We start from the raw sequence: 16136 nt of genomic DNA on the forward strand, positions 1-16136 counted from the left end.
ACTTATTCTTCAAACTGTGTCAAAGTTTAAAACTTTGACACAGTTTTTATATCTAACAATTCAACATTACAATATACATTTTACATTCTACAGCAGAAAAGCATTCATTTTTCTTTCATCTCTTTAGGTATTATTACATAAAATAACGTATTTTGTATCCAGATTTAATTCGGAATTTTTTTTATGAAATTTGTAGTAGATAGTGGTTCAACAAAAGCAGACTGGTTGCTTTTCAGCGAAAAAAAACATTTAGGCGTTTACAATACATTAGGACTCAATCCTGAAGTGCTTAATGCAGACGTTTTGATAGATCGGATTTTAAACAACGAAGAAATAGCGAATTTACGTACATCAATAAAAGAAATTTATTTTTACGGTTCGGGTTGTAGCACTGCGCATTCTAAAGAAATTATGAAAGCCGCTTTGCAAAACGTTTTTGTAAATGCTACTTTTTTTGAAATATTAGAAGATACGTACGCAGCTGTTTATGCCACCTGCCAGGATTTAAAACCGGGAATTGTCTGCATTAATGGTACCGGATCAAATTGTAGTTTTTTTAATGGCAAAGAAGTAGAACAGGCGGTGATTTCATTGGGTTATCTGGCAATGGATGATTGTTCCGGGGTTGATTTTGGGCGCAGGTTAATCAGGGCATATTATTTTAACACCATGCCGGTCGATTTAAAAGAAAAATTTAAAGAAGCTTACAATTTAGATGCTGATTACATCAAAAAGAATTTTTATAAAGAACCCAATCCCAATGCGTATCTGGCATCATTTTTACCTTTTTTAATTGTAAATAAAGATCATTCTTTTTTACAGGATATGATAAAGGAACGTTTCTTGTTTTTTATTAATCATTACATCAAACATTATCCTGATTATAAAGAGGTACCTATTCACTTTATAGGATCAACCGCTTTTTTATTACAATCTGAATTTAAATCGCTTTTAAAAAGAAACAATTTAACTGCTGGTGTGTTTTATCAAAAACCAATAGAAGGATTGATTGAATTACACCAAAAATAAAAAAGGAATCTTAAAAGATTCCTTTTTATTTTTATTTATACATTAAAATTTAAAACGAGCACCCGTTCCAAAATCCGGACCAAAAGAATCGTGATAATCATTGTTAATTAAATAAATTTCCGGTCTAAAATCAACAAAAAGCTGTAATGGAAATTTAAAATTGTATTCAATACCAACTTGTCCGGCAACAAAGAAAAAGAAATCATTGTTAGAGTAATGATGGTTAGGTCCTACATGGTAGTCATAAGACCAAGACCCTAAACCTGCACCTGCACCTGCATACCAGTGAAAACCACCTTTAATGTTCCAGATCCATTGATAAACCCCCGTAGCTTTAACGGCGTCATAATGATTAGAAGATCTCCATCCCAAATCAATTTCTAAACGATTTTTATCAGATAATAAATGTTGATAAGAAGCCTCAACTCCAATACCGTCATTGCTTCCAAAACGCAAACCTATTGCGTTTTTAGAAATACCTTCCTGTGCTTGAGTGGCAATTGCTGTTAGAGCAACCACAGCTGTTAATACGATTTTTTTCATAGTTCTATCTTTTTATACAAAAATATCAGTTATTTGCCTATTAAACAAATTTTATGTTAATTATTTAAAGCGACTTAATTAACATTAGCTTAATACATTTATAACATTAAGGTTACTTTAAAAGAACAATTTTGCACTGATGAAATATTCAACGTAATTATGAAGAAACTTTTAGTTGTAATTGGTCTTTTTTCATTTTTTGCATGTAGTAAAAACAGCTCGGTAAAAATGAAAGGATCAGACACAGAAGTAAACCTTGCGGTAAACCTTGCTGAAAAATATACTGAAATGAACAAAGATTTCAGTATAGCTATTTCGGGCGGGGGATCGGGACTGGGTATTACTTCGCTTTTGAATGGTCAGGCTGATATTGCCAACTCTTCGCGACCATTGTCAGATGAAGAAATAGAACAATTTAAAAACAAAGGGATCGAAATAAAAACAGTTGTTTTTGCTGAAGACGCAACCGCTTTTATTGTTCACAAAGAACTTCCTTTAGACGAAATTGATTTAGAAACATTGGGCAAAATTTTAGATGGTAAAATTAAAAACTGGTCTGAAATTACATCACAAAACTTACCTATCAACATTTATGGTCGGCAAAGCAGCTCCGGAACCCATTCTTTTGTAAAGAAAAAATTAAAAATTGAATTTTCTAATGCTGCAAAAGAAATGACCGGAAATGCCCAGATTATAGAAGGCGTTAAAGCAGATAAATCGGGGATAGGTTACGTGGGTGCAGGTTATGTTGCACACGATCCTGCTGCCAATACTGCTATTAAAATTTTAAAGATTAAAGAAAATCCAACTTCCATAGCTTATTCTCCTATCGATGCCAATACAATAAACAGCAGTTTGTATTTTTTTCAACGACCTCTTTATCAATTTGTTTTAGCTGAATCGTGGGAAAAGGTAAAACCGTTTATAGACTTTGAAAAAAGCGAGAAAGGCAAAAAAATGATAGAGGAACACGGATATTATATTATAGAAGACAAGTAGCATGAGATACAGAACAAGAATATTAATTGATAAACTATTTAAAGGCATATTTAAAACCACAGGATTTTTGGTTTTAGCTTTATTGGGCGGCATTTTTGCCATGTTGGTTTACAATTCGGTTTCGTTTTTTTTAGATATCAAACCATTAGATTTTATTACAGGAATGGAATGGGCACCTACTGCGAAAGTACCTAAATACGGAATGTTGCCTTTAATCATTAGCACAACCTTTGTTACGCTGGGCGCAATGATTATTGCGATACCGTTAGGTATTGGTACAGCAGCTTTTATATCGGAATACGCCGGGAAACGTTTAAAGAATATTTTAAAACCGGCTATTGAAATGTTAGCGGCAATTCCGTCTGTAGTTATCGGATTTTTAGGAATTGTAGTTGTTAGTCCGGGAATCGCAAATATGGCAGATCTACCTAATGGATTAAATGCCTTAAACGGAGCTATTTTATTGGCGATTATGGCTTTACCAACTATTATCACGGTTGCCGAAGATGCCATACACGCAGTCCCCAACGCATATAAAGAAGCCAGTTACGGTGTAGGAGCTACCAAATGGCAAACGCTTAGAAAAGTAATTATTCCCGCAGCTGCACCCGGAATCATTGCAGCCGTAATGCTTGGTGTGGGGCGTGCAATTGGTGAAACAATGACCGTTTTAATGGCAACCGGAAATGCTTCGTTAATTCCTTCCGGAATGTTTGATTCTGTTAAAACCATGACCGCTACCATTGCCATTGAAATGGGCGAGGTACCTTATCAAACCACGCATTATTATGCCCTATACGCCATTGCTACCGTATTGTTCTTTATGACGTTATTTGCCAATTTGGTCGGAGAATTTTTTATAAACCGTTTTAGAAAGTATCATGCAGTATAAAACCAATAAATTATCATCGGTTATAGAGTGGGGAACACTTTTATCAACCACGCTTATTGTATGTTTTTTCCTCATCGTCATTATTTGGGAAATTGTATCAAAAGGAGCATCTTCTTTATCGTGGGAATTTATTTCAAAAGTTCCTTCTGAAGGAATGACAAAGGGCGGAATTTTAACGCCGATTATAGGAACCGTTCTTTTAACATTGATTACTGCTCTTTTTGCGATACCTTTTGGGGTTTGTTGTGCCATTTATCTGAATGAATATGCTGAAAACAACTGGTTAACAAGAACCATTCGTGCAGCGATCAGAAATTTATCGGGTGTACCTTCTATTATTTATGGATTGTTTGGTTTGGCATTGTTTGTTCAGGCATTACAATTTGGAACATCGCTTATTGCTGCAGGTTTAACCTTAGGATTACTGTCTTTACCGTATATTATAACAACAACCGAAGAGGCTTTAAAAAGGATTCCAAACAGTACCCGGGAAGCAGCTCTGGCAGTTGGGGCAACAAAATTTGAAACCATTAAAGATGTGGTATTGCCATCGGCAATGTCAGGAATTTTAACGGGTGTTGTCTTAACACTTTCTCGTGCAGCCGGCGAAACAGCACCTATTTTATTTACAGGGGCAGCATTTTACATAAACGGAAGCACCGGGTATATCAATCAGGAATTTATGGCACTGCCTTATCATTTATATATGTTGTCAACACAGCATCAATCAATAGATCAGGTTCGTCCCATTGCTTACGGAACAGCATTGGTTCTTGTAATTGTGGTCTTTTTATTAAATCTAACGGCATTTTATATTCGTTATAAATACAGAAAAAATGAAAACTAAATTATCAGCAGAAAATTTAAACATTAGTTTTGGAGATAAGCAAGTGTTAAAAAATATCAATGTTTCTTTTGCAGAAAAAGAAATCACCGCATTAATTGGTCCTTCGGGCTGTGGAAAAAGTACTTTGTTAAGAAGTTTTAACCGCATGCATGATTTGTCGCCCGATGCCCATATTAACGGAATTTTACGTTTAGAAGATTTAGATTTATATGCCAAAAACGTGCCTGTAACCGAAATTAGAAAGCGTATTGGGATGGTTTTTCAAAAGGCGAATCCGTTTCCAAAAAGTATTTATGAAAACATTGCTTACGGACTAAAAATCAACAATCTGCCTCATGATAAAGAAGTTATCCAGAAAGCGTTAGAGGAAGCTTATTTATGGGACGAAGTTAAAAACGATTTAAAAATGCCCGCCACGCGTTTATCTGGTGGACAGCAACAACGTTTGTGTATTGCCCGAGCCGTAGCTTTACGCCCTGAAGTTATTTTAATGGACGAACCTTGTTCTGCGTTAGATCCGGTAAGTACCTTAAAAATAGAGGAACTAATCAAACATTTAAAGAAAAAATACACCATTGTTATTGTAACGCACAACATGCAGCAGGCACAACGCATTGCCGACAAAACCGTATTTATGTATTTAGGCGAAGTAAAAGAAGAAGGAATTACCAGCGATATTTTCAACCACCCTAAAAATGAAATGACCTCAAATTACATTAACGGTCATTTTGGTTAATTATATTATTTTTTTGCATTGGGTGTTAAAAAAGGAGTTTACATTATTTGTAAACTCCTTTGTTTTACATATTTTTCAGAATACCTGATAATTTCTCCGTAAGTTTTTTGCGACTGTAATATTGTAAACCAATACCATAAATTCTTAAATTCTTGTCTTGATATTGATGATAACAACTGAGAATATATTCTTTTACTGCTTCTAAATCATCATAGTGAAAATAGTTGCCACAATTTGTATTCTTTATGATTTGTTCCACATCACTTTCTTTGGGACCAATGGCTAAAACAGGTCGTTCGGCAGCCATGTATTCAAATAATTTTCCCGGAATGATTCCTCTGGTTTCAAATGAGTCTATTTCTATCAATAACAATATTTGCGAACTGCGTTGGTATTTTAAAGCTTCGGTATGTGGTACATATCCTTTTAAATCAAGATAATCATCGAGCCTGAATTCTTTAATTGTCTCAATAATTTCGGGGCTTACTTTACCAATTAACCGTAATTGAAAATCTTTTTTAAACTGTTTATTTTCCTTTAAAATTTCTTTAAATGCTTTCCATAAAATTCTTGGATTGCGTTTAGAAAGCAACGATCCAATATGGCTTATTGTAAATTTTTCATCTAATGCTGGTTTTTCAATTGTTTCAATATCGTAACCATTGGTAATTACATGAATTGGCTTTGAAGTGATCGCTTCAAATTCTTTCTTTGTGGTGTTACTTGTGATAATGACGGCATTGGCTTTCGTTAAAACATCACGTTCCAAATCTTTGTGTTTTTGGGCAGATTTTTCTGTCAGTTTTAATTCTTTATGATAACCAATAGATGTCCATGGGTCTCTGAAATCGGCAATCCATTGAACAGAAAATCGTTTTTGTAATTCCATTCCGATCAAGTGCATGCTGTGTGGCGGACCCGTGGTAATTACAATATCTACAGGATTTTTTTTGATATAATCAGATAAATAACTAACCGACGGGTTTACCCAGCCAATACGGGCATCGGGTATAAAAAAATTTCCACGAACATATAACAGCAGTTTTTCAATAAAAGACTGCTTTTTCTTCTCTGTTATAATTCCCGAACTAATGGTTTGTGTGCTTTTATTCGAAAAAAACGCTGCCAATTTATACGGTTCCTTAATGGGTTGTTTTAAAATGGTTACGTCTTTTCTTACCTCGTTTACTAAATCATTATCAATTATGGGATAAGCGGCATTTTCAGGAACATAAACAATAGGTTCTATATCAAAATCGGGCAGATATTTTACAAATTTTAGCCACCGCTGTACCCCCGGGCCTCCAGCCGGAGGCCAATAATACGCTATGATAAGTACTTTTTTCATAAGTAAGGAAAATTCCTAATTTGAATGAATTATATTTCTTCTGCTTTATTTATCTTTTTTCGTAATCCAAAGTACAACCCCAAAACAATAACCAATAATGCAACAATAGAAACGATTAGTGAAATGGCACTTCCGGTTTTTACAACTTCCGGTTCAAACGAAAACACAATGGTGTGATTGCCTGCCGGTATATTTAATCCGCGTAAGGTATAGTTTACTTCAATCATTTCAGCCGGATTTCCATCAATGGTAATATTCCATCCCTTTGGATAATAAACCTCTGAGAATACTGCAAATCCATCAGCTTTATTGTTTGACTGATACTCCAATTTATTCGGTTGATAATTCGTTAACTTAATTTGTGAGAGGCTGTCAACACTGAAATTGGTTTTTGAAAGATTGATATTGTCGTAAACCAAAGCAGTTTCCTTAGATTTGAACGATTTCATAGCGTTCATCATTTCGTCGGCATTGGCAACTTTCTGAATATTTTTTACAAACCATGCATTACCATTTGCATCAGGGTTTTGTAATGGAATATCCTGACCTTGTTCATCTTTACCTATGACATATTTTATATTCAGCATATTTAACACTTCTATGTTTTGCTGTGCAATTTGGTAATCGTATAAATCCTGGATCTTTTTTGGTTTAGCGGCATGATATCCACCTAACGAATGATGAAAATACGAACTGCGTGCACTGCTGAAACCACCTTGCTGTTCAAAAACCCGGAACTGAGATTTATCTGACAAAATATGCTGGTCTGCAGGTGTTGCCTGAAAAGGCTGTTCCACCATGTGTTTAGCAACAAAATTATCTTTATTTACATAATTGGTATCGATTAAAACCAAATCAATTACGCCTAAAATTCCAATAATAATAACGGCTGTTTTGCCTTGTAATTTTTGTTTGTTAACGGCAAATAAAGCTCCAGCTGCTAAAGCAACAAAAATAAATGTTCTTAATAAATCATCGGTGTACATTGATTTACGATCGTTAATTAAAGCTTTGATAAAACCTGAACCTCCGTCTTGAAAAACCTGTGAATAATAAGAATCATTCGCTCCTTCAAATCCCATGGTAGCTTTTAATACAAATAAAAGAGCAATGATTCCTGCAAATACCATTCCCGATTTTTTGAGAGCATCTAATTGCTGTTCTTTAGTTGTTTTGAAAAATGCTTGCAACCCTAAAATTGCTAAAACAGGGAAACATAATTCGGCAATTACCTGGATAGATGTTATTGCCCGGAATTTATTGTAAAGCGGTAAATTATCAATTAAAAAATCAGTTAAAAAGAAGTTGTGTCCCCACGATAAAACAATAGAGCATATTGCTCCTGCACCCAGATAATATTTTACTTTACGATTATCTACAAAAAAGCATAAAACAGCCAAAAACAGTACTACTGCACCAATATACGCCGGAGCAGCGACAATGGGCTGCTTACCCCAATAAGTGGGTGCGTGGTCTGCGAATTGCTGAGCCGGAGAAGGATCATATCCTTGCGATAACAAAAAGTTAGAAACAAATTTGTACGTATTTGAATTGGTTCCGATATTTTCTCCGTTTCCACCGCCCATAATCCTTGGAACCAATAAATTAAAGGTTTCAAATATGCCGTAGCTGTATTCGGTAATGTACTCGTGGGTCATGGCATTGGCAGAAGCCTTGGGAGCTCCGTCGGGTGCAATGGTCAGTTCGCTATCGCTTCGGGTACTGAATTGGGCGTATTCTGATGTTGCCATTAAGTTGGTGGCATTCAATCCAATCGCAAAAATTCCGGCAACAATAAAAACTCCGAACATTTTTAATAAAGACGAAATCTCTTTTTGTTTAATGTAATATACTGAATAATAAACACATACACCAATTAAAAACAACAACAGATAGTATGTCATTTGAAAGTGATTGGCAGAAATTTCCAAAGCTGCTGCAACCATTGTAAGGATTCCTCCCAATATATATTTCTTTCTAAAAACCAAATGTACACCTGCTAAAACCAATGGCATATAAGCAATTGCGTGTGCTTTAGCATTGTGTCCTGCCCCTAAAATAACAATGAGGTAAGTGGAAAACCCAAATAATAATGCACCTATAAAAGCTTTTAACGGTTTTACTTTATAGGTTAAAAGCAACAGGTAAAATCCTATGAAATACAGAAAAACATAATCTGCCGGACGAGGAAGAAAACGAATTACATAATCTAACTGCTTGATGTAATTATGTGGATATTTTGCTCCTAACTGATAGGTTGGCATTCCGCCGAAAGCGTTGTTAACCCAATAGGTTTCTTCGTGATGCGTTTGACGAAAATCGTTCAATTCTTTAGCCATTCCGGTATATTGAACAATATCAGACTGAAAGATCTGCTTACCCGAAAGTACCGGGTAAAAATAAGCTAAAGAAACAACTATAAAACCCACCATTGCTAAAATATGCGGCACATAGTTTTTAATATTTTTCATAGTACACTATTTTGAGGTTAAATGTACTTATTATTTGGGAAAGGATAAAAAAAAAGTCTTGCATTGCAAGACTTTAATAACTATTCTATTTCCTCGTAATCGATATATTCACCTACTTTCTTTTTTTCTTTAGGAATTTTGTTTTGCTTTAATTCCGTTTCAAAAGTATTGGGTTCTGTTTGCCGGTTGTATTGATTTTGATAAGCTTGTTGTTGTTTTTCAAAGTTTTCTGTAACCTTACTCACTGCTTTGTTTAGCAAATAAGGGGCAAAAAGTTTAAACGCAAACTTAAACAAATAGTAAATCAATACTATAATTAAAATTGTGTTTATAAATCTCATAAAAGCCGCATAATTATTTAATGATTCAAATTTGATGTTCAAATATATCACTTTTAGACCTATTTTTTCTTATAGAAATCTTAAAGTTGAAGAATCGTTTTACTTTTTCAACATGACAAATATCAGTGTTTATCATCTACAGAAAAGATACTTTTGCCTGAAAGTATAGGCAATGAATTCTTTAGTAAAAAAATACAATATTCCAGGTCCAAGATATACAAGTTACCCAACGGTGCCTTTCTGGAATCAAGACCATTTTTCAAAAAATAAATGGATTAAAAGTTTAAATAAAAGCTTTAAATCAACGAATTTAACAGAAGGAATATCAATATATATACATTTACCTTATTGTGAAAGTTTGTGTACATTTTGCGGTTGTCACAAATACATTACCAAACGCCACGAAGTTGAACAACCTTATATTGATGCCGTTCTTAAAGAATGGCAATTATACCTGGATTTATTAGTTGAAAAACCAATTATTAAAGAGTTACATTTAGGCGGTGGTACGCCTACGTTTTTTAACAGTTCAGCATTAAAAAGATTGATTGATAGCATTTTCGTTGTAGCAGGTAAACATGCAAATCTAGAAATGAGTTTTGAAGGACATCCCAATAATACCACCCAAAAACACCTGCAAACTTTGTATGATTTAGGTTTTACAAGAGTTAGTTTTGGCGTACAGGATTATGACGAAAAAGTACAAAAAGCCATTCACCGCGTACAATCTTTCAGCAAAGTAGAAGAAGTAACTAAAACAGCTCGTGCTATAGGTTATCAATCTATTTCTCACGATATTATTTACGGATTGCCTTTTCAAACGTTAAACAGTATTGAGGATACCATTAAAAAAACATCGCAATTGAACCCGGACCGAATTTCGTTTTATTCTTATGCGCATGTTCCCTGGATAAAAGGCAACGGACAACGTGGTTTTAAAGATACCGACATTCCTAAAGATGATGAAAAACGATTGTTATATGAAACCGGCAGAAACATGCTGCAATCACATGATTATTATGAAATTGGTATGGATCATTTTTCAAAGACTTCAGATAATTTGTACAAATCGTTTAAAAACAACACATTGCACAGAAACTTTATGGGATACACACCGTTTAAAACAACAGTTATGATTGGTTTGGGAGCTTCGGCGATTGCTGATTGTGAAACAGCTTTTGCTCAAAATGAAAAAAACATTACCGCTTATCTAAAACGAATAGAAAATAATGAATTACCTGTTGTAAAAGGTCATATTTTATTGGGAGAAGACGTAATTTTAAGACATGCCATTTCTGATATTATTTGTAAATTTAAAACCAATTTGTCAAACGTTTACAGTATTATTCCTGAAGATGTTTTAATGAAACGGTTGTCAGAGTTTTTAAAAGATGATTTAATCATCATAAACAACGATCAATTAACTGTTACCGATTTGGGAAAAACATTTGTACGTAATATTTGCATGGCATTTGATGAATATTTAATTAAAAACCAGCCAAAAACACAACTTTTTTCAATGACTATTTAATTAGGAAATATGGATTTAATACGGGAAATAGAACAAAAATACAAACTGATATTTACAGAAAATGCTCATTTGAACCTTTGTTTTGTTTCGCAAAATAACGAGCTCCGCAATGAATTTAAACAGTTTTTTACGCCAACAGATTTAGAGTTTTTTATAAAATCATTTAACAAAAATAAAATAGAATTGCCCAATACAGTTGAATTGTTTTGGGCAATGGTTTATAAAGGTCAAATGATGAAATAATTACTTCACATAATCTTCTAAATAAGAAAACGAAGCCGTTAATTTACCGTTTTCACAAATGGTAGCTCGTTTTAAAATATCGTCTTTATCGTTATTAAAGAAAGCTGGTACGATTTTTTCAATAAAAATTTCTCCAAAACCTTCACTGGCATCTTTTGGAAGCTCGCAAGGCAAATTATCAACAGCCATTACAACAATTGCTGCCGGATGATCAACAGGAACTTCCTTCTTTTCACGTGGATAATATCCGTAAATAGGATCTGCAATGGTTGAAGGTCTTATGGTACAAGCAATAGGTCCATTAATATCACACGAAACATCTGCCACCACTTTAATGGCATTATAGGCACTGTTCAACATTTCGTTGGTCAATATTTCAGGCGATCCGTCTTTGTAGAAATGACCAGTAATAAGAATATCAGCTGTTTTTGAAAATTTTTCAAAATCACTTTCATACGCTGTGGGATTTTCTTTAAAATCGCTTTTTGAACCTTTTGAACCATCAATTCTTCTATAATAATCTTCCACATCAATATGAACAAACACAGGCTCATCAAACTCTTTCGCTAAAAATTGTTCTACAGACACCTGTTTCATTTTCATGCCGTCAAGCATTTCTTTGGCACCGTAACCAACTTTGCCTTTACCGGTCAGAACCACTTTTATTGGCGGCAGATAATTTCGGTTTAAACGTTCAATTAAATCTTTTTGCGATTTTAATTCTTCGGCTTTTTTCAAATTAAATAATTCATATTTAATTCCAAAAGCCCTAAAGGCATTATATGCTCCCACGATACCCGCATAACGCCCAAAACCTATAAGGCGGTGACCATTTTCATCAACCAATGTTTCATGATCAATTAAGCGGATATTTTTCTCTAAACAAGCCTGTAATAATTTTTTGTTATACGGCTGTTTTTTTATGGTATGCGAAAAAAAGAAATAAGTTTTATCGGGAATTAGTTGGCTAACCGGAACTTCTTTAACTCCAAAAAGCACATCACAATCGGTCATATCTTCACTAATTTCAAACCCTAATGCTGCATATTCTTCATCTGCAAACACTCTTATTGGTGAACTTTCTACTTTAAAAGCAGCATTAGGATAGTTATTTTTAACTTTTAATAATTCTTGTGGTGAAAAAACAACGCGTTTATCTGGTGGAGTTTTACCTTCTCGGATAATTCCAAATTTCATATATTTTTACTTTAGGAGTTAGCGAATATAAGAAATTTTAATCAGAAAACCAAAAAAGGCATTTCAAGAGAAACGCCTTTTAGTCACAGCTTACATTTTGGTAAACTTTATTTTCTTCTTGGTTTACACCATCGCAAGTACCGTCTAAACTACCAATGTATCTTAACTGCGGTTGTTCTTCGGTTCCAATGTTCTCAAACACTTCACAATGACAAGAGTCTGAAGATTCACAGCTTACCCAAATAGCAATTCCTGAGACAATTCCCAAAATAGTGAGTAATTTTTTCATAATGCAAATTTAATATGTATAAAGTATCTAATCAAAAATTAAACCAAACTTTTAAATTCTTGTTTTAATCTGTTTTTTGCTAAATCGGTAACTGAATTTGCCTCATTGATATTTAAAAGAGCTCTTTGCAAATCATTTGCATCGGTGATACTGTTTTTTAAGCTCATTTTTAAAATTTGTTGAATAATGGTTTGTTTAGCAGTTGCAATTAACGCCCACGCTTCTTCTGAAACATATAATTGTTGTGAAATATTGAAATCATATTCCTGATCAATGTTTTGAATTAAAAACATAGCATAATCTTGTTTTAGAGAGGAAATAGGGGTAATGCGTACTACCAGTTTATGCAAATCAATGCGTTCCATTAATATAATCAACCGTTCGTAAGCCTGCGTGATTTGCGGAGTTGCCTGACGTTTTTCCTCATTTATAAATGGTACATTTTGACTTTGTTCCATTTGTTGCTTTAACAACTGTCGGGTGTGGTTTTCTTCAGCAATCGACTTTCTGTTAAAAACATAATACAATAATATAATAATTATTAGCCCCAATAAAATAAGTAACGACTCTTTCCAGTCTACCGTAAAATTTGAAAACATAATTTTGCTACTTTTAAAAAGCAAATATAAACCTAAAATAATATTATTTGCTACTTATTTTTAGTAGTAGTAACTTTGTTTTTTCTTGAAAATGACTCTATGCAAAATTATATTGACCAATTAAATGAAGCGCAACGTGCACCGGTTTTACAAAAAGACGGGGCAATGATTATTATTGCCGGTGCCGGTTCGGGTAAAACAAGGGTTTTAACATTACGTATTGCTTATTTAATGCACTTAGGGGTAGATGCTTTTAACATTTTAGCCTTGACGTTTACCAACAAGGCGGCTCGCGAAATGAAAGAGCGCATCTCTAAAATTGTGGGAAGTACCGAAGCTAAAAATCTGTGGATGGGAACTTTCCATTCGGTTTTTGCCAGAATCCTCCGTGCCGAAGCTGATAAATTGGGGTATCCTTCAAATTTTACCATTTACGATTCACAGGATTCCCAACGATTAATCGGTCAGATTATCAAAGAAATGCAGTTAGATAAAGACATTTACAAACCTAAAGATGTTTTAGGAAGAATATCTAACTACAAAAACAATATGATTACGGTTAAAGCGTATTTCAATAATCCGGAGTTGATGGAAGCCGATGCCATGGCAAAAAAACCGCGTGTTGGTGACATTTATCAAGCTTATGTAGAACGATGCTTTAAGGCAGGTGCTATGGATTTTGATGATTTATTATTGAAAACAAACGAGTTGTTAATTCGTTTTCCGGAAGTTTTGTTGAAATATCAGGATCGTTTTCGTTACATTTTGGTTGATGAGTATCAGGATACCAACAATTCGCAATACATGATTGTAAAAGCGTTGGCAGATCGTTTTCAGAATATTTGTGTGGTGGGCGACGATGCACAGTCTATTTATGCGTTTCGTGGGGCAAACATCAACAATATTTTCAACTTCCAGAAAGATTTTGACAATGTGCAAACCTATCGCTTAGAACAAAATTATCGCTCGTCAAAAAACATTGTGGAAGCTGCCAATACCATCATCGACAAAAATAAAACCAAATTAGAAAAAGTGGTTTGGACAGCCAATGCTGATGGTCCAAAAATTAAAATCCATCGTTCCATTACCGATGCCGAAGAAGGGCGTTTTGTAGCTTCAACCATTTTTGAAGAAAAAATGCAAAAGCAGATGAACAACGGCGATTTTGCTATTTTGTATCGAACCAATGCACAGTCGCGGGCTATGGAAGATGCTTTGAGAAAACGCGATATTCCCTACAGAATTTATGGCGGTTTGTCGTTCTATCAACGTAAAGAAATTAAAGATGTGTTGGGATATCTGCGTTTGGTGGTCAATCCAAAAGACGAGGAAGCTTTGGTGCGTGTAATTAATTACCCAACACGTGGAATTGGTAACACAACCGTAGAAAAACTAAACATAGCCGCTAATCATTACAAACGCAGTATTTTTGAGGTAATGGAGCATATTGATAAGATTGATCTAAAGCTAACATCAGGTACCAAAAATAAAATCAGCGATTTTGTAACCATGATTAAAAATTTCCAGGTAATCGATCAAAATCACGATGCATACTATTTAACCGATTATATTGTTAAAAAAACCGGTTTGGTTCAGGAACTTAAAAAAGACGGCACACCAGAAGGAATCACTCGCTTAGATAATATCGAAGAGTTGTTAAACGGTATTAAAGATTTTACCGAAGGACAAAAAGAAGTGGACGGTGCCCGTGGTAGTTTGGCTGAATTTTTGGAAGATGTGGCACTGGCAAGCGATTTAGATAATGATAAAGGCGATGATGACCGTGTGGCTTTAATGACCATTCACTTGGCAAAAGGATTGGAATTTCCGACTGTTTTTGTGGTGGGCATGGAAGAAGATTTATTTCCAAGTGCCATGAGCGTTAATTCACGTGCTGAGTTAGAAGAAGAGCGGCGGTTATTTTATGTTGCTTTGACCCGTGCCGAACATCAGGCTTATTTGACCTATTCGCAATCTCGCTATCGTTGGGGAAAGTTAACTGATTGCGATCCATCGCGTTTTATTCAGGAAATAGATCCAAAATATATCGAATTTCTTTCTGCACCTGAAACCAATTATCGTTACAAATCGTCTATCAGCGAAGATATTTTTGGCGATGTAGATAAATCAAAACTGCGTCAAACAAAGCCTGTTTCGGGGATTCCGCCAAAATGGGTAAAAGATAACGAAGAGCCTAAGCCTAATCATGACATCCGTAGATTAAAAGAAATGAGCAAGGTTTCTATTTCAGATTCTTCATCAAACCAAAATAATTCGTTAAGAGAAGGACAAATTATTATGCACGAACGTTTTGGTAAAGGAAAAATTCTTAACTTAGAGGGAGCAGGAGCAGATAAAAAGGCCGAAATTAAATTTGAAACCGGCGGAATCAAGAAATTGTTGCTGCGTTTTGCAAAACTTAATATTTTGGAATAATGGCAAAATTTATAAAAATATATCCTGATAATCCTAATGAAAAGGAGATTCAGAAAGTGGTTAAGATTTTAAAAGACGGTGGATTGGTTATTTATCCAACCGATACTGTTTACGGCCTGGGGTGCGATATTACCAATTCAAGAGCATTGGAACGCATTGCAAAAATAAAGGGCATTAAATTAGAAAAAGCAAATTTTTCATTTGTCTGTAATGATTTAAGCAATATTTCGGAATACGTAAAAAATCTGGATACTTCATCGTTTAAAATTTTAAAACGCGCGTTGCCGGGACCTTATACCTTTATTTTAGAAGGAAACAATAATCTGCCAAAAGAATTTAAAAAGAAAAAAACAGTCGGAATCCGCGTTCCTGATAATAACATTGCTTTAGAACTGGTCAAACAATTAGGAAATCCCATTGTTTCAACATCTATTTATGATGAAGATGAAGTCATTGAATACACCACCGATCCGGAACTGATTTTTGAAAAGTGGCAGGACAGGGTAGAAGCTGTTATTGATGGCGGCTACGGTGATAACACCGCATCGACCATCATTGATTTAACAGGTTACGAACCAGAAATTATCCGTGAAGGAAAAGGAGATATTGATATTCTTTAGAAAGACAAAACCAGC

Annotated in this window: 16 protein-coding genes; 9 read left to right on the forward strand and 7 right to left on the reverse strand. The window is 34.5% G+C overall.

The features are described from left to right. The first annotated feature begins 183 nt into the window (after positions 1-183). Positions 184-1029: an N-acetylglucosamine kinase gene (locus BLW20_RS05270; RefSeq protein ID WP_091097113.1), complete on the forward strand. Its 846-nt coding sequence runs from the start codon at positions 184-186 to the stop codon at positions 1027-1029. Between the two features lie 42 nt (positions 1030-1071). On the opposite strand, the gene BLW20_RS05275 is transcribed toward BLW20_RS05270, so the two are convergent. Beyond that, positions 1072-1572 (reverse strand): outer membrane protein, encoded by a 501-nt coding sequence (locus tag BLW20_RS05275; protein WP_091097115.1) that lies wholly within the window; start codon positions 1570-1572, stop codon positions 1072-1074. Between the two features lie 228 nt (positions 1573-1800). Here BLW20_RS05275 and BLW20_RS05280 point away from each other — a divergent pair, with 228 nt between their 5' ends. The 4 genes from BLW20_RS05280 to pstB are packed head-to-tail and all read left to right on the forward strand — an operon-like array spanning position 1801 to position 5046. Beyond that, positions 1801-2571: a PstS family phosphate ABC transporter substrate-binding protein gene (locus tag BLW20_RS05280; protein WP_245725278.1), complete on the forward strand. Its 771-nt coding sequence runs from the start codon at positions 1801-1803 to the stop codon at positions 2569-2571. A 1-nt stretch (position 2572) separates the two neighbouring features. Then, positions 2573-3463, forward strand: a complete 891-nt coding sequence (gene pstC, locus BLW20_RS05285) for a phosphate ABC transporter permease subunit PstC (protein ID WP_091097119.1) — start codon at positions 2573-2575, stop codon at positions 3461-3463. Next, a complete protein-coding gene (gene pstA / locus BLW20_RS05290; RefSeq protein ID WP_091097121.1) occupies positions 3453-4310 on the forward strand; it encodes a phosphate ABC transporter permease PstA in 858 nt (285 codons plus the stop codon). Before pstC ends, pstA begins: the two co-directional genes overlap by 11 nt. Next, on the forward strand, positions 4300-5046 hold the full coding sequence (pstB, locus tag BLW20_RS05295) for a phosphate ABC transporter ATP-binding protein PstB (protein WP_091097123.1): 747 nt from the start codon (positions 4300-4302) through the stop codon (positions 5044-5046). The genes pstA and pstB overlap by 11 nt, the downstream gene beginning before the upstream one ends. Before the next feature lie 64 nt (positions 5047-5110). Here the strand turns inward: pstB and BLW20_RS05300 are convergent, their stop codons facing one another. From BLW20_RS05300 to BLW20_RS05310, 3 genes are all read right to left on the reverse strand, one after another. Further along, a complete protein-coding gene (locus BLW20_RS05300) occupies positions 5111-6394 on the reverse strand; it encodes a glycosyltransferase family 4 protein (RefSeq protein WP_091097125.1) in 1284 nt (427 codons plus the stop codon). A gap of 29 nt (positions 6395-6423) precedes the next feature. Continuing rightward, positions 6424-8865 carry a YfhO family protein gene (locus BLW20_RS05305; RefSeq protein WP_091097127.1) on the reverse strand — a complete coding sequence of 814 codons (2442 nt, stop codon included), beginning with the start codon at positions 8863-8865 and terminating at the stop codon, positions 6424-6426. An 80-nt stretch (positions 8866-8945) separates the two neighbouring features. Continuing rightward, positions 8946-9248, reverse strand: a complete 303-nt coding sequence (locus tag BLW20_RS05310) for a DUF4834 family protein (protein WP_245725279.1) — start codon at positions 9246-9248, stop codon at positions 8946-8948. Positions 9249-9378: 130 nt separating this feature from the next. Between BLW20_RS05310 and hemN the strand changes: the two genes are divergently transcribed. Both hemN and BLW20_RS05320 read left to right on the forward strand, forming a co-directional pair. After that, positions 9379-10737 carry an oxygen-independent coproporphyrinogen III oxidase gene (gene hemN / locus BLW20_RS05315; protein ID WP_091097130.1) on the forward strand — a complete coding sequence of 453 codons (1359 nt, stop codon included), beginning with the start codon at positions 9379-9381 and terminating at the stop codon, positions 10735-10737. A 9-nt stretch (positions 10738-10746) separates the two neighbouring features. Next, positions 10747-10980 (forward strand): hypothetical protein, encoded by a 234-nt coding sequence (locus BLW20_RS05320; protein WP_091097133.1) that lies wholly within the window; start codon positions 10747-10749, stop codon positions 10978-10980. On the opposite strand, the gene BLW20_RS05325 is transcribed toward BLW20_RS05320, so the two are convergent. From BLW20_RS05325 to BLW20_RS05335, 3 genes are all read right to left on the reverse strand, one after another. After that, complete coding sequence (locus BLW20_RS05325; RefSeq protein ID WP_091097135.1) at positions 10981-12177, reverse strand: NAD(P)-dependent oxidoreductase; 1197 nt, start codon at positions 12175-12177, stop codon at positions 10981-10983. 79 nt (positions 12178-12256) lie between these two features. Further along, positions 12257-12466, reverse strand: a complete 210-nt coding sequence (locus BLW20_RS05330; RefSeq protein WP_091097137.1) for a hypothetical protein — start codon at positions 12464-12466, stop codon at positions 12257-12259. 38 nt (positions 12467-12504) lie between these two features. Beyond that, positions 12505-13065, reverse strand: a complete 561-nt coding sequence (locus BLW20_RS05335) for a DUF7935 family protein (RefSeq protein ID WP_091097139.1) — start codon at positions 13063-13065, stop codon at positions 12505-12507. 99 nt (positions 13066-13164) lie between these two features. Between BLW20_RS05335 and BLW20_RS05340 the strand changes: the two genes are divergently transcribed. Next, positions 13165-15501, forward strand: coding sequence for an ATP-dependent helicase (locus BLW20_RS05340; protein WP_091097141.1), 2337 nt, complete (start codon positions 13165-13167; stop codon positions 15499-15501). Next, a complete protein-coding gene (locus tag BLW20_RS05345; RefSeq protein WP_091097143.1) occupies positions 15501-16121 on the forward strand; it encodes an L-threonylcarbamoyladenylate synthase in 621 nt (206 codons plus the stop codon). The genes BLW20_RS05340 and BLW20_RS05345 overlap by 1 nt, the downstream gene beginning before the upstream one ends. Positions 16122-16136 lie beyond the last annotated feature (15 nt).

It is taken from the genome of Paenimyroides marinum (assembly GCF_900108395.1).
Taxonomy (GTDB): domain Bacteria; phylum Bacteroidota; class Bacteroidia; order Flavobacteriales; family Flavobacteriaceae; genus Flavobacterium; species Flavobacterium marinum.